Origin of the sequence: Streptococcus sp. 596553 (genome assembly GCF_900411395.1) — a bacterium.
Lineage (GTDB): Bacteria > Bacillota > Bacilli > Lactobacillales > Streptococcaceae > Streptococcus > Streptococcus mitis_BA.
The window spans coordinates 13,324-36,789 of record NZ_OXCQ01000011.1 but is presented as its reverse complement, the minus strand read 5'-3'; the positions used below and the strand labels follow the sequence as shown (position 1 = coordinate 36,789).

At 40.8% G+C, this 23,466-nt stretch carries 26 protein-coding genes and 1 pseudogene; 1 reads left to right on the top strand and 26 read right to left on the bottom strand.

What is annotated here, in order from left to right; translation table 11 throughout:
* Nucleotides 1–50: 50 nt before the first annotated feature.
* The 19 genes from DSY56_RS09750 to tgt all read right to left on the bottom strand — a co-directional run bounded on the left by DSY56_RS09750 (nt 51) and on the right by tgt (nt 15,803).
* Nucleotides 51–674, bottom strand: coding sequence for a hypothetical protein (locus DSY56_RS09750; RefSeq protein ID WP_050971502.1), 624 nt, complete (start codon nt 672–674; stop codon nt 51–53).
* A 50-nt stretch (nt 675–724) separates the two neighbouring features.
* Complete coding sequence (jag, locus tag DSY56_RS09745) at nt 725–1,711, bottom strand: RNA-binding cell elongation regulator Jag/EloR (protein WP_050243354.1); 987 nt, start codon at nt 1,709–1,711, stop codon at nt 725–727.
* A 17-nt stretch (nt 1,712–1,728) separates the two neighbouring features.
* Nucleotides 1,729–2,553 (bottom strand): membrane protein insertase YidC, encoded by an 825-nt coding sequence (locus DSY56_RS09740; RefSeq protein WP_200832434.1) that lies wholly within the window; start codon nt 2,551–2,553, stop codon nt 1,729–1,731.
* On the bottom strand, nt 2,528–2,899 hold the full coding sequence (rnpA, locus tag DSY56_RS09735) for a ribonuclease P protein component (protein WP_112445373.1): 372 nt from the start codon (nt 2,897–2,899) through the stop codon (nt 2,528–2,530). Before rnpA ends, DSY56_RS09740 begins: the two co-directional genes overlap by 26 nt.
* Nucleotides 2,900–3,046: 147 nt before the next feature.
* Nucleotides 3,047–4,237, bottom strand: a complete 1,191-nt coding sequence (locus DSY56_RS09730; RefSeq protein WP_112445371.1) for an acetate kinase — start codon at nt 4,235–4,237, stop codon at nt 3,047–3,049.
* A gap of 49 nt (nt 4,238–4,286) precedes the next feature.
* Nucleotides 4,287–5,240, bottom strand: a complete 954-nt coding sequence (locus DSY56_RS09725; RefSeq protein ID WP_112445369.1) for a class I SAM-dependent methyltransferase — start codon at nt 5,238–5,240, stop codon at nt 4,287–4,289.
* A 60-nt stretch (nt 5,241–5,300) separates the two neighbouring features.
* Complete coding sequence (locus DSY56_RS09720; RefSeq protein WP_164226417.1) at nt 5,301–5,888, bottom strand: class I SAM-dependent methyltransferase; 588 nt, start codon at nt 5,886–5,888, stop codon at nt 5,301–5,303.
* A 32-nt stretch (nt 5,889–5,920) separates the two neighbouring features.
* Entirely contained in the window at nt 5,921–6,334 is a 414-nt protein-coding gene (gene comGG / locus DSY56_RS09715; RefSeq protein WP_112445367.1) for a competence type IV pilus minor pilin ComGG, read from the bottom strand.
* On the bottom strand, nt 6,312–6,773 hold the full coding sequence (comGF, locus tag DSY56_RS09710; protein WP_112445365.1) for a competence type IV pilus minor pilin ComGF: 462 nt from the start codon (nt 6,771–6,773) through the stop codon (nt 6,312–6,314). Before comGF ends, comGG begins: the two co-directional genes overlap by 23 nt.
* On the bottom strand, nt 6,736–7,038 hold the full coding sequence (gene comGE, locus DSY56_RS09705; protein ID WP_191994109.1) for a competence type IV pilus minor pilin ComGE: 303 nt from the start codon (nt 7,036–7,038) through the stop codon (nt 6,736–6,738). The genes comGF and comGE overlap by 38 nt, the downstream gene beginning before the upstream one ends.
* Nucleotides 7,001–7,435 carry a competence type IV pilus minor pilin ComGD gene (gene comGD / locus DSY56_RS09700; RefSeq protein ID WP_164226418.1) on the bottom strand — a complete coding sequence of 145 codons (435 nt, stop codon included), beginning with the start codon at nt 7,433–7,435 and terminating at the stop codon, nt 7,001–7,003. Before comGD ends, comGE begins: the two co-directional genes overlap by 38 nt.
* Complete coding sequence (comGC, locus tag DSY56_RS09695; RefSeq protein WP_112445359.1) at nt 7,398–7,721, bottom strand: comG operon protein ComGC; 324 nt, start codon at nt 7,719–7,721, stop codon at nt 7,398–7,400. Before comGC ends, comGD begins: the two co-directional genes overlap by 38 nt.
* Nucleotide 7,722: 1 nt before the next feature.
* Complete coding sequence (gene comGB / locus DSY56_RS09690) at nt 7,723–8,739, bottom strand: competence type IV pilus assembly protein ComGB (protein ID WP_112445357.1); 1,017 nt, start codon at nt 8,737–8,739, stop codon at nt 7,723–7,725.
* The gene (gene comGA, locus DSY56_RS09685) at nt 8,687–9,628 is read right to left on the bottom strand and encodes a competence type IV pilus ATPase ComGA (RefSeq protein WP_112445355.1); all 942 of its coding nucleotides are present in this window, start codon (nt 9,626–9,628) and stop codon (nt 8,687–8,689) included. Before comGA ends, comGB begins: the two co-directional genes overlap by 53 nt.
* A 76-nt stretch (nt 9,629–9,704) precedes the next feature.
* Nucleotides 9,705–10,070, bottom strand: coding sequence for a DUF1033 family protein (locus DSY56_RS09680; RefSeq protein ID WP_045606653.1), 366 nt, complete (start codon nt 10,068–10,070; stop codon nt 9,705–9,707).
* 150 nt (nt 10,071–10,220) lie between these two features.
* Nucleotides 10,221–11,279, bottom strand: a complete 1,059-nt coding sequence (locus tag DSY56_RS09675; protein ID WP_049510020.1) for a zinc-dependent alcohol dehydrogenase family protein — start codon at nt 11,277–11,279, stop codon at nt 10,221–10,223.
* A 160-nt stretch (nt 11,280–11,439) separates the two neighbouring features.
* Nucleotides 11,440–12,591, bottom strand: coding sequence for an N-acetylglucosamine-6-phosphate deacetylase (gene nagA / locus DSY56_RS09670; protein WP_112445353.1), 1,152 nt, complete (start codon nt 12,589–12,591; stop codon nt 11,440–11,442).
* A gap of 151 nt (nt 12,592–12,742) precedes the next feature.
* Nucleotides 12,743–14,560 carry an acyltransferase family protein gene (locus DSY56_RS09665; protein ID WP_112445351.1) on the bottom strand — a complete coding sequence of 606 codons (1,818 nt, stop codon included), beginning with the start codon at nt 14,558–14,560 and terminating at the stop codon, nt 12,743–12,745.
* A 100-nt stretch (nt 14,561–14,660) separates the two neighbouring features.
* Nucleotides 14,661–15,803 (bottom strand): tRNA guanosine(34) transglycosylase Tgt, encoded by a 1,143-nt coding sequence (gene tgt, locus DSY56_RS09660; RefSeq protein ID WP_001285237.1) that lies wholly within the window; start codon nt 15,801–15,803, stop codon nt 14,661–14,663.
* A 116-nt stretch (nt 15,804–15,919) separates the two neighbouring features.
* Here tgt and DSY56_RS09655 point away from each other — a divergent pair, with 116 nt between their 5' ends.
* On the top strand, nt 15,920–16,777 hold the full coding sequence (locus DSY56_RS09655) for a DUF975 family protein (protein ID WP_112445349.1): 858 nt from the start codon (nt 15,920–15,922) through the stop codon (nt 16,775–16,777).
* A 25-nt stretch (nt 16,778–16,802) separates the two neighbouring features.
* On the opposite strand, the gene pcp is transcribed toward DSY56_RS09655, so the two are convergent.
* The 7 genes and pseudogenes from pcp to thrC all read right to left on the bottom strand — a co-directional run bounded on the left by pcp (nt 16,803) and on the right by thrC (nt 23,454).
* Nucleotides 16,803–17,447: a pyroglutamyl-peptidase I gene (pcp, locus tag DSY56_RS09650; RefSeq protein WP_112445346.1), complete on the bottom strand. Its 645-nt coding sequence runs from the start codon at nt 17,445–17,447 to the stop codon at nt 16,803–16,805.
* Nucleotides 17,448–17,559: 112 nt separating this feature from the next.
* On the bottom strand, nt 17,560–17,922 hold the full coding sequence (locus DSY56_RS09645; protein WP_112445344.1) for a DUF1304 domain-containing protein: 363 nt from the start codon (nt 17,920–17,922) through the stop codon (nt 17,560–17,562).
* A gap of 10 nt (nt 17,923–17,932) precedes the next feature.
* The gene (locus DSY56_RS09640) at nt 17,933–18,358 is read right to left on the bottom strand and encodes a MarR family winged helix-turn-helix transcriptional regulator (RefSeq protein ID WP_200832431.1); all 426 of its coding nucleotides are present in this window, start codon (nt 18,356–18,358) and stop codon (nt 17,933–17,935) included.
* A gap of 318 nt (nt 18,359–18,676) precedes the next feature.
* A pseudogene (locus tag DSY56_RS09635) lies at nt 18,677–19,839 on the bottom strand (LysM peptidoglycan-binding domain-containing protein).
* 165 nt (nt 19,840–20,004) lie between these two features.
* Nucleotides 20,005–20,625, bottom strand: coding sequence for an HAD family hydrolase (locus tag DSY56_RS09630; RefSeq protein WP_112445343.1), 621 nt, complete (start codon nt 20,623–20,625; stop codon nt 20,005–20,007).
* 3 nt (nt 20,626–20,628) lie between these two features.
* The gene (locus DSY56_RS09625) at nt 20,629–21,909 is read right to left on the bottom strand and encodes an MATE family efflux transporter (RefSeq protein ID WP_112445342.1); all 1,281 of its coding nucleotides are present in this window, start codon (nt 21,907–21,909) and stop codon (nt 20,629–20,631) included.
* A gap of 60 nt (nt 21,910–21,969) precedes the next feature.
* Nucleotides 21,970–23,454, bottom strand: coding sequence for a threonine synthase (thrC, locus tag DSY56_RS09620; protein ID WP_112445340.1), 1,485 nt, complete (start codon nt 23,452–23,454; stop codon nt 21,970–21,972).
* Nucleotides 23,455–23,466 lie beyond the last annotated feature (12 nt).

The following is a 23,466-nucleotide window of genomic DNA, read 5'->3' as shown; positions in this document are numbered from 1 at the left end:
TACATAGAATAGCAATTAAACAATTCGACGCTAGATAAGTCTCCTATTTTCTACTCTCTGGTCGCCTGATAATAGGGAAGCAAGCGTTCATAAGCTTCTTCTAATTTTTCTAAAATCACTTCTAATGATTGATTTTCTATAAAAGAAACATCTGCCTTAACTAAAACTTTTCGGATTTCCTGATTGGATAGTTTATTTCTTAAAATTTGACGATTTTCTTCGTTCGCCTCCCACCGTTGACTTTGGCCATCAGAGTAGGCTAGATAATAAATTCCTTTAACGGTTGGAATGTCTAAAACCTTGGCTTGTTTCTCCAAAGTTTGCTCATCCTTCTTACGTTCGATAAAACTAACTTCAAATGACACTCCAAAATCAGAAGAGCTTCCATACAAACGAAGAGCCAACATAGGCTCTGTCACTTGTCCGTCTCTCTGTAGATAAACCCAAAAATGTGGTCGCAAACGCTGCGCTTGGTTCATCCACTGGCTAGTCTGTTGAAGTTGCCATTCTGGATGGCTTGCTTGAAAGGCTTTAGCCAGTTCTGTAAAAGCCTTTCGTGCCTCTTGACCTTTGTGGCGCAATGCCAGCATCTTCTCTCGCTCTGCTCCCGCTTTATCAGGATTACGGTACTGGATCCCTGCAAAGTCTAAATAATCTCTTATCTTATTCAACATCCGTTTCATCTCCTCTAGCTAGCAAAAAATCAGGTCAAGCCTGATTTTACTTATTCTGTATCTACAACGACATAGCGATTTGGCTCGTCACCTTCAGAGTAACTGGTCACGCCATCCATACGTGAAATAATACGGTGGATAATCTTGCGTTCACTATTTGACATAGGATCTGTTTGATGACTACGTCCTTCTTCTAAAACACGAGTCGCCAATTTTTGAGCATAGGTCTGCAAGACTTCTGCACGGTGTTCAACATAATCATTGACATTGATTGTAATGTAGAAGGTTCTTGAATAGCGGTTATAAAGATAATTTTGAGCCAATAGTTGCAAGGCTTTCAAGACTTTACCGTGGTAGCCGATAATACGACCTGGTTCGTTAGTGTCAATTTGCAAATTGATACTACGACGGTTATAATCATTTGAAAGCGTGGCTTCAACATCCATGTCATCCACAATCGCTTGAACATAGGCAGTCACATCCGTAGCCACCTGGGCAATATCAAAGCTCGGCTCAACTTTCAAGCCCATCTCTGTCAAGTCTTGATTTTCAGTTTGGTCTTGCTCAGTTTCAAGGTCATCAGCGCCCGCTTCTTCCCTCATCGCTTCCTCGATTTGAAGTTCATTTAAAATCTCAATGTGACCAGTTTCTTCTAAGATAGTGCTGGCATGTCTTTCATGTTTTAAGATTTCGGCCTTGACTTCATCAGAAATACCTTGACCTTCCTCTTCAATCTTTTTAATTGCTTCTACAACATGACCCAAGTCAACAGTTGCTTCACTGACTGTTTTAACAGGCTCATTCAAATCATTGATTTGTTTTGGAACTCCCTTTACAGCTTGTTGGTTTGCTTTTACAACAGTCGTTTCACTAATAGCTTCAATGTCAACCTGAGCTGGTTTTTTACCAAATAAACCAAGAAAGCCCTTTTTCTCCCTAGAAATGACTTTAATATGTGCCTTCTTCCTTGGAATATCTAATTCTTTCAATCCTTTTTGGATTGCTTCTTCAACAGTTGAACCTGTAAATACTACCATTACCAGATTCCTCCTTATTATTTCGTTTTCTGAGCCTTTTTCTTGGCTTTTCTTTTTCTATTTTCCAAATCTTTTTGTGCCTGTACTAGAGCCTTGCGCTCTGCGATAATCTTGAATGGATTGTTCAAGAAATAGGTTTGCAAGACTTGGTAAGCATTGGACACTGTCCAGTATAGGGCGACTCCACCTGGTGCATAAACTGCAAAGATAAAAATCAAGACTGGAATCCCATACATCATCGCAGTCGTAGCCCCATTACGCTCAGACAAGGCTTTGTTGGACAACCAAGTACTTAAAAAGGTGAATACTGCTGCTAAAATCGGAAGAACAAGGGTTGTATCTACACCACCAAGGTTAATCCATAAGAAATGACCTGTCTTCAAAAAGTCAACTCTTGATAGAGCTTGGAACAAGGCTAAAATAACCGGCATCTGAATCAAAATCGGCCAAAGAGAATCTGACTGTCTGACACCCATTTCTTTAAAGACTTTACGCATTTCCTGCTCTAGCTTGGTTCTGCTTTCCATATCTCGACCTGGATATTGTTCTCGAAGCGCCTTAATGCGTGGCTGAGCTTCCTGCATTTTCCTAGAAGCCACCATTTGCACTTGGAAGACTGGCAAGAGCACTGTACGAATCAAGACCGTAAAGAGAATAATCCCCACTCCGATACTGATATCAAACGATAAAAAGCGAATGATTTCCGCAAAGGAGTAAACAAATTTACTCCAAAAATCAGCCGAATCGGCTGTAATATCACTAGTTGCCCCATTAGTCGCACAGGCTGTCATGATTAACAGAGACAGTCCTAGCAAACTAGTCAACTTTAGTTTCTTTTTCACTCCCATTTCCTTCCCGGTAAATCTTTGATAATTTTAATACATGGAGTAGATTTTTCTCCATCTCTGCGTATTCCAAGGTTTCAACCCCTTTTCGAGCAATGACAACAAAGTCTACATCTTCTACCAGACTCCCTTTTGCATTCTGGATAATATGTCTAATTCGTCGCTTGATTTGATTTCTAGTGACGGCATTCCCCAGCTTTTTGCTAACTGATAGACCTACTCGAAAATGGTTTTTCTGGTTTTCTAATTGGTAGACAACAAATTTGCGATTAGCAAAACTTGTCCCTTCCTTGAAAATTGCCTTAAAATCTTTCTCTCTTTTTACACGAAAGTTTTTCTTCAAAACTCAACTCCATCTATTAAATTACTACTATTATACCATATTTTTCAAAAAAGCCAATCATAGCAAGGTTTTGGACAATTTCATCAGAAAAAGGAGCCGGAAAATCTCTTTCCCAACTCCTTGTACGGAATATTTTTCTGATTTTAGTTATTTTTTCAAGCGTTCAACATCACGGGCAATGACCAATTCTTCATCTGTTGGAATAACCAATACACGGATCTTCGCTGCATCTGTTGAGATGTCTCCTGTCACACCAAAGACATTCTTTTCTGGATCAACATCACAGCCAAACCAAGAGATACCTGAAATAACATCTTCACGTACATCGGTTGCATTTTCTCCTACACCCGCTGTAAAGATAATAGCATCTGCTCCGTTTAGGACTGCGAGGTATTGACCGATATGTTTTTGGATACGGTCAACATACATTTCATAAGCCAAGCTAGCATCATGATCTCCTGCTTCTTTCGCAGCAATCACATCACGCATATCACTAGAATTAGCAGAAACTCCCAAAAGACCTGATTCACGATTAAGGACGCGACTAATGTCTTCAGGCGTGTTAAAATCCTCTGTATATTGCATTAAATAAGGAATGATAGCTGGGTCAATATCTCCTGTACGAGTACCCATCATCACACCACCAAGTGGAGTGAAGCCCATTGAAGTATCGACAGATTGACCATCCTTAACAGCTGTAATAGAAGCACCATTACCGATGTGGCAAGTAATCAATTTCAAGTCCTCTAATGGACGGCCCAAGAGTTTTGCTGCTTCTCCTGCTACAAACTGGTGACTTGTACCGTGGGCACCATATTTACGCACCTTGTTTTCTGTGTAATATTTTGTTGGTAGAGGGTAGCGATAAGCTTTCTCTGGCATACTTGTGTGGAAGGAAGTATCAAAAACAACTACACTCGTAATGTCTGGCAACAATTCCTTGAAAGCACGAACACCTGCCGCATTGGCTGGATTGTGAAGAGGAGCCAACAAGCTCAACTCTTCAACTTTTTCTAAAACATCTCCTTCAACGACTGTTGATTCTTTGAAATATTCTCCACCTGCAACAACACGGTGACCAACACCTGTAATCTCGTCATAAGCCTTGATAATATCGAAACGAATCAAGTCATCCAATAAGATTTTAACAGCTTGTGTGTGATTTTCGATATCCAAAATTTGTTGTTCAGAACGGCCATCAAATTTTACAGTTGAAATTGAATCTTTCAAACCGATACGTTCAATCAAACCTTTCGCCAATACTTTTTCTTCTGGCATTAAGTATAATTGCCATTTCAAACTTGAACTTCCTGCATTGATTGCGATTGTTTTTGTCATTATCAATTACCTCTTTTAAGCGTTTTCAACTATTATAACAAAATCTATTTTATATTTCAGTACCTTGAGTCCATTTTTGAAAATTTTCTTTAAATTTCATTAAAACACTTGCATCTTGCAAGCTAGCAAGTGGATAAACAAAAGGCTCTACTGCTATTTCATTTTTCTTCTGTAAGATAAAAATAGTCTTAGATTGGTTGGCATTAGCAAAGAGATTTTCAGGCAGACTGATGATAGCAACCAGACTTGCCTCCTCTTTCAACCAGCCTTTCAACAAATCACTTTGAGGGCTGGTCAACAAATCACTCGGAGCGAGAAAAATAGCATATCCATCTGACTTGAGGTACTTAAGCCCTTGTTCCATGAGCAAGTGATGGGCGTAAGTATGTTCTTGACTAGAAGCAACTTGATGGCGCGACGCAACGGCATCATCAGGATAATAGCCAACAGGCAAGTCGCTGATGACCACATCACTTTCTTTGAGCATTTGTGGACGAACGGCATCTCCTTGGACAAAGCCAGCCTGCAAACCAATTACATCTGCCATGCTTGCTGCCAAATCAATCAGCAAATCATCCACTTCCATTCCCAAGTAATCCACCTTTTTATCAAGCGAGGTCAAGAAAGTAGCGCCCAGAATTCCCATGCCAGAACCCATTTCGAGGATAGTGATTTCTTCCTCTTTAAACAACTCTTCCACAATAAACACCAAAAGTAAAGCCATAGCATCTGGTGTAAACTGGTGATTTGCCTGCAAGGGTTCTGTTTGCCCAGCCTTCATCAAGAGAAATTGGTAGGTCTTGAGCCATTCTTCTTTGCGAAGCGCTAAACGCTTAAGAGCTTGATTGTTCCCTTTGACCTGCTCTAGCTCAGTTTCACCGTCCAGATAGATGCTATTTTGCTCCACCAAGGCGTCATAAAAGTTGGTCGCCAAATCACTTTGAATGACTTGGACATTCTCTAGTAAATACGTATAAGCTTGTTCAATTTTTTCAAAATCCATATTCCTATCTTATCAAATTTCCCTTCTTTTTTCCATCCTTATAGAAAAATCACTCCCTGACTAGGCGAGTGATTTTTGGGCTACTGTAAAAAAGAGTTCTGAATAATTTCCTTGAAACAGGTCTTCAGCGCTATAGAGGATCTGACTATGCACAGATGAAAAACCATGCTCAATTAGCCTGTTTTCCAGTTCAGCTAAATCAAATCCATGATGGTTAGCTTCTGTCTTGATAAAATCAGCAACGAGGAGTTGTCCATCTTCCTTCAAATGTTGATGAAACAGTGAGAGAGCCGCATCCAAATCAGGCATATGATGAAGAACCCGACAAACAACAATGAGGTCAAATTGCTGCTCCAAGGGATTTTTCAATAAATCTTGCTCCAAAAACTGGATATTCTTGATGTCTTGTCGCTCCGCTTTCAAACGAGCTTGCTCCAGCATTTTCTCTGAAATATCCACCAATGTTACAGACTTTGCTTGTTTGGCCAGAGGCAAGGCTAATAGCCCCGTCCCTCCACCGAAATCCAAAATTTCTTTGTCTGATAGAAGATCAATCTGTTTCTCGACTGCTTGACAAACCAAGTTTGCAAGAAAGATATTTTTAGGGGAATCGAAAGTTTCTGCTTTGTGGTTAAAATCATGTTTCATATTTTTAGTTTAGCACAAAGTAGCTTGATTAGCTAGGAATTCTCTTTCTTTTCAGGCTTCTCTTCTGATTTTTTCTTCTCCGCTTTTTCGCTTGAATCGGTCGCTACCTCTTCCTTTTTATCCTTTTTCTCTTCTTTGATTTTGACTGAAGGAAAGATGAATTCATATTGTCTCTTAGGCGTACGAACCCTTGTCACCAAGTTTGTTTTCTTGTTTTGATAGCTTACCTGACCCAGATTAAAGACCTGTTCCCCGCTTTCTTGCTCGGCTTTATCCTTGGTTCGTTTAGCCATGGCAAAAGCAATCAGTTTTTCTTTATTCAAAGCATAGTCTTGATAGTGGGCGACTTGTCGGTTCAAGTAAAATTGTAACAAAAGACTAAAAATGGCTGCCATGCTGACTGCATAGAGGAGAACACCTGCCTTAACTTTTTTCTTTTTCCACACGATAGATGAACTCCCTTTCTAAGCCTTTTTGGAATTGAAAACGAAAGCGCACCAGTTGATTGTCCTCTGTAATCTGCGCAGATTTGAGACCATAAACCATAGGCTGATAACCCCGTCCACTGGCATCGGTTTTCCGAAAATCGTCTGACTTTGACTTACCGATGGCGATGTCCTTGCCATCCTGCTTCATATAAATGCGATTGTCTTCCACTTTTTCAAACTGCGAACGGTCTAATTCTGCCTCCAGCTGGTCCACAAACAAGAGCCACTCTTTTTGTTCGCTTTGTTGCTGGTAGCGGACTTCTGAAATGAGGAGCTGACTCATGGCTCGAAAGAGGAGTAAGCTTCCACTGATGACAATGAGGGCAATCAGGGATTCTAATAAGGTAAAAGCCTTAACCTTATGGCTCTCTGATAGCCAACAACTGTTCTGAACCATGATAAACCTCCAATCCCTTTTCGCTAGAAAACACCTGAATCTCAACTCCATTTATGTTTACCTGATTTTGACCTGTCTGCAAGGCCATCTTAGCGACACGCACAACTTCTTCCTTTTGCAAGATTTTTGCTTCCTCTTGCCTATTTTTCTGAATTTGTCCCAAAAGGAGGGTCGCAATGCTGGCAAAGATAGCTAGAGCGACCACTGCTTCCAGTAAAATCACTGCCCTAATTTTTTGTTTCCTTAATGCGTTTAATTTTTCCATTTCCTAGATATAACTGATAGCGAATCATTCCTTTACTGGTCTGAAATTCAACCTTAGCCAGGGACGAATTGCCCCCAGTTCGGTCAAATGTGATACTTTGTCCCGATGGTGCCTGAATTCCTTTAGGAACTGTCAACTTTTGACTGCCATTACTGATTGTCTGCCCATCTAAGTTTAGACTAGTCTTTTGCTGACTAGCTACACTGCGTTTTTGGGTTTCCCGATAGAGTTCTTCAAACTCCATAAAGAAAATCTGCTCCTCTACCGCTGCAAAAGTGGACTGAACAGAGCCTGACAAGCCCAAGGCTACGATACTCACAAGTCCCAAAACCAAGAGACTTTCCAGCATGGTAAAGGCCTTAATCTGCAACGGTTTGACTGGTATTTTGTTTAGCATGGTATTCTTTATAAGCTTTAGCCTGTTCTTCTGTGATTCGCCCATCTGCTTGTAACTTGCTTAGGCTAGCATCTTCATTTTTATCCAAGCTATAAAGCTCTGCCTGGCTTTCCACCACCTTAACAACAGCAGCTTTTCCTTTGTCGTTGACTGCTTCTTTTTGTTTGGTCAGATTAGGTACAAAGAGCAAGAGAAGCACGCTGATGATGAGCAAGACCACCAACATTTCCACAAGTGTGAAAGCCTTCACTTTCACTTTTTTCAAGAATGTCATCATTTTTTTCATTTTAAAAATTTACCTCCATATTGTGATACATGGGCATGAGCATTGCCGCATAAAGTAAAACGATAATCAGAGCCACAAAGATAAAGACCAGTGGCTGCACCAAATTCATGGTGCGGTTGACTCGGGTAAAAAAGGCTTCCCAAGTTTTTTCAGCATAGATTTCCAACTCACTACCCAGCTTGGACTTGACTTCCCCATACTCGATGATGAGACTCAATTCCTTCCTAAAGAAAGGATAGGTTCCTATAGTTTGAGAAAATTCTCGACCATTTTGGAGAGCATGAGCCAAATCTTGACCGATTTCTTTAAAGAGCTGGGAACCTTGTTCCTGCATCATCTGAAAAATCTGCGTCAACTCCATTCCCTGCGAAATCATATTCCCCCACTCACGCGCATAATAGGCTGTCAAATAAGTCTGCACAAAGATTCCAAAAAAGGGAAGGCGTGCTAAGATAGAAAAGACACGCATCTTAGAACTTCTTTTATAAAAAGTGAGTGCTAAAAGGACACCTACTGAAACAAACCCTACCATTCCTAGAAAGATTTGTGGCAGATTTCCGATAATTTGGGTGGCAATATTGCTGCTATCCAGTTGTGGTAGTAGATAGTTCCGTAGTCCCAGCATAATTAAGAGAAGAAAACCCAGCAAAATCAAGGGATAGGTCGCTACTTCAATTAATTTTTTCTTTACCTTGGCCAGATTGTCTAGATATTCTTCTATCTTTCCCAAACTCAGGTGGAGATTTCCATGGACTTCCGCTAGGGATAACTGAGTGACAATGGCACTTGAAAAGCCCAAACTTTCCATCATTTCTGAGAATGATTTCCCTTGAGACAAGCCCGTGCGCATCTGGGTCACACACTGCTTGTCCAATAAGGCACTCCTATCTAAAAAGGAGATGGTCTCCACCAGATGAAAACCACTGGAAAAGAGATTGTTAAACAAGGTGATGATATTTTTTTGCTTAGCTGTAGCTAATTTTTTCCGTTTCAGCCTGAAGACTTGTGATATGTCCATCTTTAAGAAGCTGGTCAATCTGTTCATTCCAGCTAGTTGGCTGGTGTTCTTGATAGTCTTTGTTGGCAAAGTCAACGATTCCTCCTCCCCCGATTAATCTCTGATAGCAGACTCCTTGCAGAACGACTGCCAATTCCTCCTCACTCACACCCAACTCCAACAGGCGCTCATAAACACCTCGAATACTCTTGGCGTGAATGGTTGAAAAGACTGTCGCCCCTGTCAAACTAGCTCTGACCACTGCACGCGCCGTCTCGCTGTCACGAATTTCTCCGATAATCAAGAGATCTGGTCGATGACGCAAGGAAAGTTTGATTAGATTTTCATAGGTCAACCCGATTGCTTCGTTCAACTGCAACTGGAGCATGTCGTCCTGCTTGATTTCTACAGGGTCTTCGATGGACATGACTTGTTGCCCTTTAAAGAGAGATTTAGCCAATTCGTGCATCAAGGTTGTCTTGCCACTTCCGACTGGACCAGCAAAAAGATAGAGTCCCCGTTGCCTGTACTGCTTGCCCAGTTCTTCAATATCCTGAAACCAAAAATGCAAATCCTGCTCCTCATCATGCAACAAGCGAATAACTAAACTCTCGTGCCCTCGATAATCGCCTACAGTAGATAGACGTAGAGATGCCATCTTCTGGTCATAGGCATAATCACAGGAACCCAGTTGACTACGTCGCTTTTCTCCCACATTCATACCCGCCACAAACTTGAAGTGGCTGATGACGGCCGCAAACTTTTCAAAATCATAACAACCAATTCTACAGCGCTCGTCTCCCACCCTCATATAAAGCTCATAGGCGTCTAACTTGGGGACAAAATAAATGTCTTGCGCTCCTTTTTTCCGAGCCGAACGAATGATTTCTTGTGCAATTTCTTGAACCATACTTACCTCCTCACCTATACTATTCGCAAAGATTTGGAAAAATAAAAAAAGCAACTCCAAAAAAGTTACTTTTTCTCTATTTTAATTTCATACGGCAAGAACGGTGCCTTTCCTTACCGGTTTGTTTTTCATAGCCTGGGCGTAGTTTTTCATCTGGAATAACCTGCTCATCCTGTAAAAGAGCCAAAGAATGGTATTGTTGTAAATACTCATCACATTCATCACACCAGCGTTGGTCTTCTGGATCCCAAAAAATGGTCATCAAATCACTTCTACTTTTATAAAGAGGAGATTCTTGTTCTAATTTAAACCAGCAAGTTTTGTAGTATTTGAGAGCATCATAATACTGGTCAAATTTCTTACTAGCTACAATATCTTCTTCCCAACCTTCTAAGAACCACCACGGTTCAAAATCTCCGTACATTTCTATAACACGATACATATTCATTCATTCCTTTGTACCGTATATTATAACCAATTCCGCCAAACAAGGAAAGAAATATGCTCATTTCTTAATTTTTTGATAAAAAATCCAGTCATCTGATGGATAACTGAATTTCTATTTACTTGTGTTCCAAAATCTTTTTACTACCTAGGCTTCAGAAATATCGTTTTCGATAATAACCTTAATGGCATGGTGGTCTGCTGCCTTACTGAAAACTTCATAGGCTTTTTCAATTTCACTGAGTTTGAAATAGTGAGTTACCAATTTTTCTGGTTCAATCTTATGACTTTCAAGAGCTTTCAACAATTGTGGAGTGGTATTTGTAGATACCAAACCGGTTGTTACATTGATGTTGCGAATCCAAAGTTTGTCTAAATCGAATTCAACTGGTTTACCATGTACACCACAGTTGGCAACTGTTCCGTCTATACCGATAATCTTTTGACAGAAATCAAATGTTGCAGGAATACCAACAGCTTCAATAGCGACATCCACACCACGTCCATCTGTCAAATCATAAATTTCTTTAATGGCTTTTTCAGGATCTGAAGAATTAACCTTATGAGTCGCACCAAATGATACAGCAGTTTCCAAGCGGTTATCGTCTAAGTCCACCATAATCAATTTAGCTGGTGAATAGAATTGAGCTGTCAAAAGAGCTGCTAAACCAACTGGTCCTGAACCAATAATGGCTACACTACAACCAGGTTCTACTTTCCCTTTCAAGACACCAATTTCATACCCAGTAGGCAAAATGTCTGATAACATAACCAAGGCTTCATCTGACAAGTCTTCTGGAGTGTGGTAAAGAGTGTTATCTGCATGAGGGACACGTAGATATTCAGCCTGCATACCATCAATCAAGTGACCGAAAATCCAGCCCCCTTCGTCTTCACAGTGGGCATAAATTCCTTTTTTACAGTAGTAGCATTTACCACAGGCACAGACACAAGAAATCAAGACCTTATCGCCTTTTTTGAAGTTAGAAACTCCTTCCCCAACTTCTTCAACAATCCCAATCCCTTCGTGACCAAGAATGGTACCACTTTGGCAAGCAGGAACATCCCCTTTGATAATATGGAGGTCTGTTCCACAAATAGTAGTTTTTACGATACGTACAATAGCGTCTGTTGGCTTGCGAATCACTGGTTTGTCTACATCAACAAAAGAAGCAAGTCCTGGTTTAACATAAGTATAGGCTTTCATAAAGCACTCCTCCTTTTTTATTTGTACTATTTATAATATAATTGTAAACCTTTTCATTTGCTTGTTCAAGATTTTTTGTGATATTTTTAACTTTTTCATTTACCGGTAAAGCAATGTAGATAAGAAAGCAGAAGCTAATCTCTAACTTCTGCTTTCTCTCTTATGCTTGATAACGTTTCACACCGTCTAGGTAGGTTGCTACCAATTCCAAATCTTTATCTAATACGATGAAGTCAGCGTCGTAGCCTTCACGGATTTGCCCACAGACATCATCAATGTGAACAGATTTTGCTGGGTTGAGGCTGGCCATCATGACTGCTTCATGCGGATTCGCAATTCCCCATTCAACAACATTTTTCAAACCGTCTTTAAGTTTGAGGATAGAACCTGCCAAATTACCAGTAGATTTGAGACGTGCAGTTCCATTTGCTACTACAACAGGGAATTCTCCCAACATATAGTCACCGTCTTCAAGCCCACCAGCTGTCATACAGTCCGTAATAAGAGCGATGTTTTCTGTCCCCTTTTGCTTAAGTAAAATCTCACAAGCTTTTGGATCTACGTGATAACCATCACAAATCAATTCTGCGTAAGTATGTGGGAGCTCATACATAGCTCCTACCATACCTAGTTCGCGGTGTGTTAAACCACGCATCCCATTATAGGCATGTACCCATACACTAGCTCCAGCATCAACTGCCTTCTTAGCTTGTTCAAATGTCGCATCTGAGTGTCCAAGTGCAACTGTCACACCTTCACCTGTAATAGTACGTACAAAATCTTCCACCCCATCACGTTCTGGTGCAATAGCGATCTTATTTAGCATCCCTTTTGCAGCATCCTGCCAAGAATGAAACTCCTCAACACCCGGGTCTCTCATATAAGTTGGATTTTGTGCCCCCTTAAAAGTTTCTGTGAAATATGGACCTTCATAATAAATCCCACGAATCTTAGCACCACTTGCTTCTTTATAATGGTTTCCAAGATTTTCAGTGACTGCAAGCAATTGCTCATAAGTGGCTGTTAAAGTTGTGGGCAAGAAACTGGTAACACCGGTACTAAGAAGTCCTTCACTCATAGTATGCAATGTACCTTCAATGTTGTTGTCCATCACATCTACACCTGCATATCCATGAATATGAGTATCCACAAGACCTGGTGCAATGCTATAACCAGTATAGTCAAGAACCTCTGCTCCTTCAGGAATTTGATCCACATGTTTCCCAAATTTGCCATCAACAAGTTCTAAGTACCCACCGCGACGAATGCCAAATGGATAGAAAAACTGATCCGCTTTAACGTAATTAGGCATAATAATGACCTCCTTAAAAGATTGATTCTACAATTTATTATGTCAATTACATTATAAACCTTTCTTTTTTATTTGTAAATGGTATAGACCTATTTTCCGGAGATATTTTAAAAGAGCTGGATTTCTCCAACTCTTTTCTCTGTAATACAGGTTATTTTGATTTGACTGGCTTGTCTTGAGCCGTCTGCAAAGCTGTGGCAATCGTATCTGCATACAATTTAGCTCCTGCTTCAATAGTGCTAGTGTCACTTCCGAAATGGACTTGGTCTGTTCCTGCCCAGATTTCTGGATGTTCTTTCGCAACTTGATTCCAATCAGCAACTGTGATATAAGGTGTCTTCTCTGCCAATTCTCTCATATAGGCAGCAGCCTTCTCAACGATTGCATAGGTCTCTTTTGTTTTATCTCCTTCATAAGGTGTCACCAAAATCATATGGTGGCCCTTAGGAAGATTTTTTACGATACTATCCCAATCTTCCTTGTAATTTTCAGGATTATTTACCCCAGTCGCAATGACCACCATCTTAGGTAAAAATTTATTCTGGCTATTATTTAGCATGATTTCATTGGCAGTCTTAGTTGTTCTGCTAACTTGTGCATTAATCTGTGCTCCAGGAAGAGCTGTCTGCAAAGCTGTATTTGCCCTTAGAGCCACCGAATCACCAATTAACATAGTACCATCAGCAATTCCTAAACTATCAGCTTCTGCCCGTTCTGCCATCACCTTGGTCTGGCTAATATTTGTTGCAGCTTGCTTCAAGCCATTGACAGTTAAATCTGTCTCAAACGCTCCCACTTGTGGTGCCAACAAAGTTACTAAGAGGACAATGAAGGCCAAGATTCCTGTACTTGTTGCAAGGATTGTTTGAATATAAGGCAGGGGACGAAGAGTTTGTAAAATAGGTGTGCTCTTTCCTGCAATCCAAGGTTCCAATACATAAAATGAAAGACTGGCAAATCCATAAGAACAAATCAAAGTCAGTAACACAGCAAAAAGATTTGATGTCAACTGTGAGAAAATGATATAAAAAGGCCAATGGAAGAGATAAACTGCATAGCTAGTATCTGCTAAAAAGCTGATCATCTTTGGCTCCTGCATGTTAGGAGTCTTTTCATGTAAGACACGCACTGCCAGAATCATAGCAAGAGCTGCAAGACTGGCAAGCAAGAAGCCTATAAGATAGGCAAAAAGATAAGTGAATTTGACAAAGAAGGTCAAAATGAGTAAGAAGCCAAAACCTCCGGCAAAAATCAACAAGGTCTTTCGTAAATCCCAGATTTTATCCAACTGCTTGACGAGGGAAGTCGTCTGACGAACGCCTACAATAGTTGCTAGGATACTTCCCAAAAAGAATGGATAGACATGAGTTAAACTGGAGAAGTAAACAGAGGAATAAGAGGTTACTAGAAAACTACCAATAAACATAGAGAAGAAGCTGATCAAGAAGGCAACAGCAGACAAGAGAAAGACCATCCCCTTCAACTGACCATTTGATTTAGCCTGTTTGGATAAGAACCAAACTGCCAATCCCCAAAGAATATAGTAGTGAACCTCAACGGCCAAGCTCCAATTATGAACAAACAAATGAGGAATGAACTGAGATTCATAACTCCCACCTGTTAGAAGTTCATAGAAGTTGGTCATAAAGCCTAAAACACCCGCAATCTGACCGCCAATTCCAGCCACATAATCTTGCCGAACCAAGAAAGTAAAAGGCATGGTCACCAAGACCATCAAAACCACAGGTGGCACAATCCGATAAAAACGTCTCCTAAAAAATCCTATCAAATCAATCTCATGATTTTTAGAAAATTCTTCGATGAGTAGAGCTGTAATCAGGAAACCTGAAAATGTGAAAAAGACATCTACCCCGAAAAATCCTCCAGGAAAGATCGTCTGAAAGAAATGATACAAGAGTACCAAAAGTAAACCTGTAATCCTAATCAAGGAAAACCATTTAATGCGCATACGAGTTTATTCTTCCTTTCATTGTACACTTTATTCTATCAAAAAAAGAAGAAAAATCCCAAGAGAAAACTTAGGATTTTTAGCTTATATCTATTCCGTTTTAGAAATTACGCCCTGACTTATTATAGCCATATTTTTCAACAAAATACTCACGGAATTCCAAGAGATTGTCATCCATGATGGCTTGTCGCACTTGCTTCATCAGGTTAAGCAAGAAGTAAAGATTGTGGTAGCTAGTCAAGCGGATACCAAAGGTTTCATCAGCCTTGAGCAGGTGACGAAGATAAGCGCGTGTATAGTTCTTACATGTGTAGCAATCACATTCAGGATCCAGTGGTGTAAAGTCCTCAGCAAACTGGGCATTTTTGACAACCAAACGTCCCTGACTAGTCATACAAGTCCCATTACGAGCGATACGAGTCGGCAAGACACAGTCAAACATATCTACCCCACGAATCACCCCATCAATCAAGCTATCTGGCGCTCCCACACCCATCAAATAGCGAGGTTTATTTTCAGGCAGCAGTTGAGTTGTAAAGTCCAAGACTGCATTCATCTCTTCGTGGGTTTCTCCCACCGCCAAACCACCGATAGAGTAACCTGGAAAGTCCATGCTGACAAGGTCATGAGCTGATTGGCGACGCAAGTCTTCAAATCCTGCCCCCTGCACAATCCCAAACAAACCTTGGTCATGTGGACGACGGTGAGCCTTCAAACCACGCTCAGCCCAACGACTGGTACGCTCGATTGATTTCTTAACGTAGTCGTATGGTTGATAAAACTGAGGACATTCGTCAAAGGACATCATGATGTCTGAGCCCAGATTATTCTGAATAGAGATAGCTTTTTCTGGTGATAGGAACATCTTAGAACCATTGAGATGGTTTTTAAAGGTTACCCCTTCTTCTGTGATATTACGGCTATCTGCTAAGGAATAAACCTGAAAACCACCACTATCCGTCAAGATTGGCTGGTCCCAGTTCATGAACTTGTGGAGACCGCCTGCGCGTGCAATGAGTTCATCTCCAGGACGTAGCCAGAGATGATAGGTGTTTGATAGGATAATTCCCGAACCCATCTCCTTCAATTCTTCAGGCGACTGAGTTTTGACAGTGGCTTGAGTTCCAACTGGCATAAACATAGGTGTCGGGAAGGTACCGTGGGGAGTGATGATTTCGCCCAGACGAGCTCCCGTGTGTTTTTCTTTCTTAATCAAACGATATTTGATTGGTGAATCTGACATTTTTTACCTCCGAAGCTGGGAAAGACAGTCCCAGTTCATACTTTGTGCCCAAGGGCATACTGTATGATTTTATCAAAAAAAGTAGGAACTGTCACGAACTATGGTATAATAAGAGAATGAACTATCCAAAAATTGATTTAAAAACAATTCGTCAGGAGTCAAAACATTTTCAGGCTGAAAATCCCCGCCTCTTTCTCGTCTATCTTTTACCTAGTATACTGGTCATCTTGTCTGGCTTCCTCAATCCCTTAGAGCGCATCAACGAGAGTGTTTTAGAACAACCCGTTTTAAGCGTGTTTGGCCATGTATTCCAAGCATACCTTTTTCCTCTATTAGTCTCCTTTATCGGGACTATTCTTTTGACCAGTTCCGTCTATGCAACACTGACACTCATGAAAGATTCTAAAACGGAGCCATCTGTAAAAAACAGCCTAGCTCTCTTTGATGAGGAGCGCTTTTCTCAAACCTTTTTGACCCTACTTCTCAAACGTTTCTATCTCTTTTTATGGAGTATCCCTAATTTACTTGGGATTTACTTCCTATTTTATAGTAGCTTTTTAGCCAAAAAATTCGTCACCCTACATCCTGAGTTTCCAAATCTAGATCTCTCATCAGTTGAAACCGAGCGTTTCCTCATGACCTTTGGTCTTTATTTTCTAGCAAGTATCCTCTTGATGATTGTCGGAAATAGTCTCTATATTCCACAATACTATGCCTATTCTCAGGTAGAATTTCTCCTCTGTGACACTCTAGACTTGGGACAAGCCAAACCAGGACAAATCCTTAAAACCAGCCGTTTCTTAATGAAAGGTTACAAATTTCAGAGCTTTGTCCTAGACTTACAACTCCTTCCTTGGTATTTCCTCAATTGGATTACCTTTGGGATTGCTAGTTTCTCACTCCTACCCTACATTCAAATCAATAAAATAATTTTTTACCGAGCAGTATTGGCTCGAAAACGTCCAAAAGCTTGAAGGTTTTCCCTCAAGCTTTTTTCTATCAATGAGTTTCTCCGCCTACCAACTTGAGGTCCTGATCTCCATGTTCGATAATGGCGCCGATTGCCGCTTCTATCCCTCGCCTAATATCCACTAAACTCATAGCTGGGGTAGTCGGTCGATTCACCACCTGTTCCATCATATAAGGAATATGCATAAAACCCGCCTTAACATGTGGAAATTTCTTTTCTACCAAATAGAGGACTTGATACATCAAATGATTGCAGACAAAAGTCCCTGCCGTATTGGAAACAGAGGCCGGCAATCCCTCTTTTTTTATAGCTTGAACCATCGCTTTAATCGGCAAACTACTAAAATAGGCCGAGGCACCGTCTGGACGAATGGGAAGGTCAATCGGTTGATTACCTTCGTTATCAGGAATGCGTGCATCGTCTTGGTTAATGGCCACTCGTTCAGGTGTCAAGCTAGATCTTCCACCTGCTTGCCCAATACAAAGGACAAAATCAGGTTGATAACGACTCATCTCTTCTTCCAATACTTGAGCCGATTTGTGAAAAACTGTCGGCAGCTCTAGCCAACGGACCTCAGCATCATGGATTTCAGCTGGTAAACCTTTAATGGCCTCCAAAGCTGGATTAACCTTTTCCCCTCCAAAGGGCTCAAAACCTGTCACTAATACTTTCATTTCTAACTCCTCAAAACCAATTCAATGAGACTTTTTTCTTAAAAACAAGTATAACATATTTCCCTTATTCTGGAGTAAAAAGGACTAGAGAGGCTAGGATTGATTTTTGAGTTTATTTAAAGAATAAAATACTAATCAAGGCCAAAATAGCTGGTCCACCTTGCTTCAAAATAATTTTCTTATCTGCTGTGAGAGAGCCATAAGCCGCAGCACCAATCACAAATAAAACAAAAATAGTCACAATTTCTAAATTCTGCGAGAAATAAATGCCATACAAGAGAAAGACTCCTAGCAAAGCATTATAAATCCCTTGATTTTTAAACAATGAACTTACTGACGGACGAGCCAGTTCTTCCTTGTCCATGTTAAAGACACGACTAGTCGCTTCTGATTGCGTTGCAATACTTTCCAAATAAAAAATGTAAAAATGCTCCAAAGCAACAATCGTTGCTAAAATGATTGTAATAATTGACATCTATTTCTCCTTAAATTTCTATATTCTCAATACCCAAAACCAATTTATTTAATAAACGGTTGAGCTCTGTTCTCTCAGACTCTGTTAAGATACTTTCCATCGCTTCTTTAACCTTGATATGCTGCAGAGGCGGATTCATCACTAACTGCTCCTTGGCATACTTCGTAGCCTCTACCAACACTTCCCGCTGATTTTCAGGATTACGATGACGCTCCACCAAACCTTCCTTTTCCAAAATCTTGAAATGTCGGGTCAAAGCAGCCTGATCAATCTTCAAACGCTCCTGAACCGCCATTTGGTTACAAGGAGAATGCTCCAGCAAAAACAGTAACATCTGATACCGTGTCAAACTAATCCCAAGTCTTTTTTCAAACAATTGCGTACTCGCTTGCTCAGACAAGCGGAGTTGATAAAGTAAATCTTGAATCTCTATCATTTCTTCCTTCTTTCTATTGATTTATCAATACTTGACTAATCAATTATAATGCAAAGCAAAATAGATTGCAAGAATTATGATTCAATCATTACAAAATGGTAACTTCCATTTCCCATTCATATTGATACTCAATGAAAATCAAAGAGCAAACTAGGAAGCTAGCCGTAGGTTGCTCAAAGCACAGCTTTGAGGTTGTAGTTAAAACTGACGTGGTTTGAAGAGATTTTCGAAGAGTATGACAAAGAAAAAACGAACGAGACTCGCTTCCTATCACGAAAGCTATATCTCATTCGTCAAAATGATATTACAAAGTCTGGTTTATCCATTCATTGAAACGTGAACGTGATCATAGTGATTTTCTGTCACGCTACCACGGTCTGGCATTGGATTCCAAGTATTAGCTGGCCCATATTTGCTATCGAATGGAGCATAGAAACGTTGTTTCCAGATGATGTAACTAATTCCACGGCTAGCCATGTTTTGAATAGCGTATTCTGCAATCTTATCCCCTAGTTCTGAGCTTTCTGGTACCATAAAGTCGATAGCCAAACCTTTTCCGTGATTCCACTGTCTCCTGGACGGTAACCACTAAAGGATGTGATGCCAAACAAGTTAGCAATTTCTTCTTTAAAGGCAGCTGTTTGTGGTTGAAGACCTGCATTTTCAGATTTCGCTACTGCCAATCCAGCATAATCAGGCGCAGCTGGAGCTGTGTAAGTTGTTGAAACTATCTTCGTCTCTTCTGGTTGATAAGTAGAAACTGTTGGTGTATCTTCATTTAATGAGACTTCTTTTTCTTCTACGGGCGCTGTAGTTGCTTCTACTGCTGATTCAGCTTGAGGACTTGCTTGTGCTTCCTGTTTTTCAGCTTGAGGTGTTACCTGAGAAGCTGCTTCTGCAACTGCACTACTTGTTTCGGCTATTTGCTCCTCTGGGGTAGAAGTCTCTGTAGATGGTGCCACTTCTTCTGAAGCAGTCACTGTCTCTGTAACTTCTGAACTTGTTGCTACTTCTTTTGTACTTGTAGTTTCTACCGCTTTTGGAGATTCTGCAATGGGTTGAGAAAGATCTGCAACTTGAACAGTTTGATCATCTACGGTTACTTGATTGCTTGTCAAATCTGCTGTTGCAGTTGTCACTTCTTCACTAGAAGCTGCTCGAGGAGTTTGGATTTCAACTTCTGTTACTTCTTCAGCTTCATTAACAGTCGTTGTCAAAACAGTTTCTGGGAAAATCAAGTCCATATTAGTGATTTTATTCAAATTCGCAAGAACTGTAACATCTACACCCAGGGCTTCTGCAATGGTGCTCAAGGTATCACCGTACTGAACGGTATAACTTGTTTTGTTGTCCGTTTTAGTCAAATCGTTTTGGATTTGCTCAACACTACGTGCAGTCCAAAGGACTTCTTCTGCTTGAGTTGCCAATACTGGGGCAAATGACAAGGCTACTGTTGAGGCTAATAATATTCTTTTCTTCATTCTTTCAAATTCCTTTCAAATGAATACCTGTCTATGATAACACAAAAAGAGCAGAAAAAAAGCCCTCTCGGGCCTATTTAACAGAACTGTCTATTCGTTGTAACAAAATCGATTACTTGAAATAGTTTGTTAAGTCTCTGTCACAAAACTGACACAATCTTATCGTTACTTACTCTCAAAAATATGAGGAATGTCTGTTAGTACTTGAATCCTATGATTGCCTTCATAAGTTGACTCTAAAAAGTTGATACTTCGAATCCCACTATTCTGGGCAAATTCCACATCCAGAGTCCGATCCCCTATATAATAAGTTTTCTCAGGATTCAGCTGATACTTGTCTAGTAGATATATGGTCGCTTCTAGACTTGGCTTGCGCGCAAAGCCACTCTGACTGGTTAGAATCTCTGTAAAATAGGACTCCAACCCCAAGTCTCTGAGAATGGCAAAAGCATTATCTCCTTTATGAGTGTAGACAAACTGTTGAATTCCTACTTGGTCTGCCCAAGTTAGCACATCACGCGCACCTGGCATCAAAACTACCTGAGCATTCTTCTCAGCCAAACTCTGGGCACGCACCTGATTTAGCACTTCCACATCCAGTTTTCTCTCTTCCGCCACCTGCACAAGCAAATCCTGAACAGAATACTTGAGGATAAACTCTCTCACCTGCTCCTTATCATAAGGAATAGAAAACTGAGCAAAAGTTTCCTCAATCCCTGACAAAATTGCTTCATAAGAGTCCAATAAAGTCCCGTCTAAATCCCAAATAAAAGCTGTTTTTTGCATTTCCTATCCTTTCAATCTCATATAGCGCTGGTAACGATAACGTAGAAATAACCAGCGAAAACCATTATCCAAAAGGGTTCCGGCCCAAATACCGGGCAAGCCCCAACCAAGCACAATCCCCATCAGATATCCTGTTCCAATACGGATACACCACATTCCTATACTTGTCGCATAAAAGGGAAGCCGAGCATTGCCCAAACCCTGCCAGACTGCTGTATAGATGACTGTTCCTATCGTCATAGGAGTACCAAGTAGTGAAAACAGTGTCACTAGAACACTAGCCTCAACCGCTAGAGGATCAGTCGTATAGAGATGAGTTAGTGGTACACCCAAGGCATAGATACTGAAGGTCAAGGGTAACATGAGGACCAGAGAAAGCCAAAAGGTTTGCTTGCTCAAACTAGCTACTCTTTCCCAATTATCCTCTCCAACTGCTCGGGCCACTAGCATGACCGTTGCCGTAGCGACGCCAAAGGCAGGCATGTAGTTAAACTGGGTCAAGACTTCTCCGACTGCATTCCCAGCAACTGCCTCCGTTCCAAAAGAAACGACCAAGGCAATGATAACGACATCACCAGCCCGCATCATAAGCCGCTCTCCAGCTGCTGGCAAAGCTAAGATCAATAGTTCCTTATCTAAACCAAAAGTCGGTTTCTCAAAAGGCAGCTTTAATTGCGACCATAAAATCACAAGACCAACCAAACGAGACAGAATAGTCCCCCAAGCAACACCAGCTATCCCCATATCCAGAACAAAAATAGCTAGACTGGAAAAGAGAATATTCAAAGCATTTGACAAGAGACTAACATAAAGAGGCAAACGTGGATTATGCGTTGCACGAATCAAGGCTCCCAGACTAGTCATTAAACCTAAGAGAACAATCGATCCGCCTACCAAAGATAGATACAGTCCACCACTCTCAGCTACATCCCTCTCCGTCCCCAAAAGTCCTAGCATCTCTTGCCCAGCGAAGATGGACAAAAATCCTAAAAGGAAACTTACTAGTAAGGTAATCTTCAAGGCTTCAGTCACATGATATGCTAGCATAGATTGATCCTTCTGCCCCAAACTTTTTGAAATAACACTGGAAATAGCAGCTCCCAGAGCGATGAAAATCGCCTGGTAAATCGTGATAATATTGCCAGCTACTGATACACCCGAAATGGCTATCAAGCCCAAATGGGCTACCAAGTAACTGTCCACCATTCCCATGAGCATCTGCAAAAAGTTTTCGCCCATAGCTGGCAAAGCAATATTAAGAATGTCTTTATTTTTCTTAAACAATCCTTCCTCCTGATGAAAAGAAACTCAGTTGGTTTCCCAACCGAGTTTACTCCTTCCGTCTTAAAGTCCTAAATAAGCCTCAACCGCTGCTTGCATATCCGCAGCCGCCACAGTTGTCTTGTGACGAACTGGCGCTGTTTCAAGGCCATCAACTGCTGATGGCACAGCCACTCCTGAGATTTCATGCAATTGAGCCAAAGCTTCAAAGTCAGTTAAGCCTGCTTTTCCTGTTACTGCTTCGACTGCAACCACTGGGAACTTGTAAGGACTAGCTGTTGAAGCAATCACTGTCTTAGTCACATCGTCAGTAGCCACTTGGTATTTCTTATAAACTGCCGAGGCAACCGCCGTATGTGGATCCTCGATATAAGAATCTGACTCATAAACACGCTTGATTTCTGCCGCTGTTTCTTCCTCAGTCGCATATTCAGCTGCAAAGAGGTTAAGAATCTCTGCATCAAAGTCTGTCAACTCATATTGTCCTTGCTTGTTCAAGGCATTCATGAGTTCAGCTGTTTTAACCGCATCATTACCCAAAAGATGGAAAATCAAACGCTCCAAGTTTGAAGATACCAAGATATCCATAGATGGACTAGTTGTTACCTTAAACTCACGCTTCTTGTCGTAAACACGTGTCTTGAAGAAGTCTGTCAAAACATTGTTGTCATTTGAAGCACAGATTAATTTGCCAACTGGTAGGCCGATTTGTTTGGCATAAAAGGCAGCCAAGATATTTCCAAAGTTTCCTGTTGGTACTGTGAAGTTGACCTTATCACCAGCCACAATCTCACCAGTCTTAACCAACTGAGCATAGGCATAAACATAATAAACAATCTGTGGTACCAAACGACCAATATTCATAGAGTTTGCAGATGAAAATTGCAACTTGTTTGCAGCCAATTTTTCACGAAGAGCCATATCGTTAAACATATGCTTCACATTTGTTTGCGCATCGTCAAAGTTACCATCAATAGCAATAACATGAGTATTGTCGCCAGTTTGAGTGGTCATTTGCAACTCTTGTACCTTGCTGACACCATCCTTTGGATAAAAGACAATAATCTCAGTACCAGGAACATCCGCAAACCCTGCCATAGCAGCTTTCCCAGTATCACCAGATGTCGCTGTTAAGATGACAATCTTGTTCTCCAAACCATGCTTCTTAGCAGCTGTTGTCATAAAGTATGGCAAAATAGACAGGGCCATATCCTTAAAAGCAATTGTTGAACCATGGAAAAGTTCCAAGTTATATTGCCCGTCTAATTTCACTAATGGTGCGATAGCTGGAGTATCAAACTTGCTATCGTAGGCATTGTTGATACAGTAGTCCAACTCTTCAGCTGTAAAGTCATCTAAAAATGCTGACAAAACTAACTTAGCAACTTCCTGATAAGAAGCATCTTTCAATTTGTCAAAGTCCAAATCTACCTTTGGATAAGTAAGCGGTGTAAACAAACCACCATCCGTCGCCAAACCTTGCAAAATTGCTTGGCTAGCAGTTACTGTATTTTTCGCATCACGCGTTGATTGATAAACTAATGTCATTACTCTCTATCC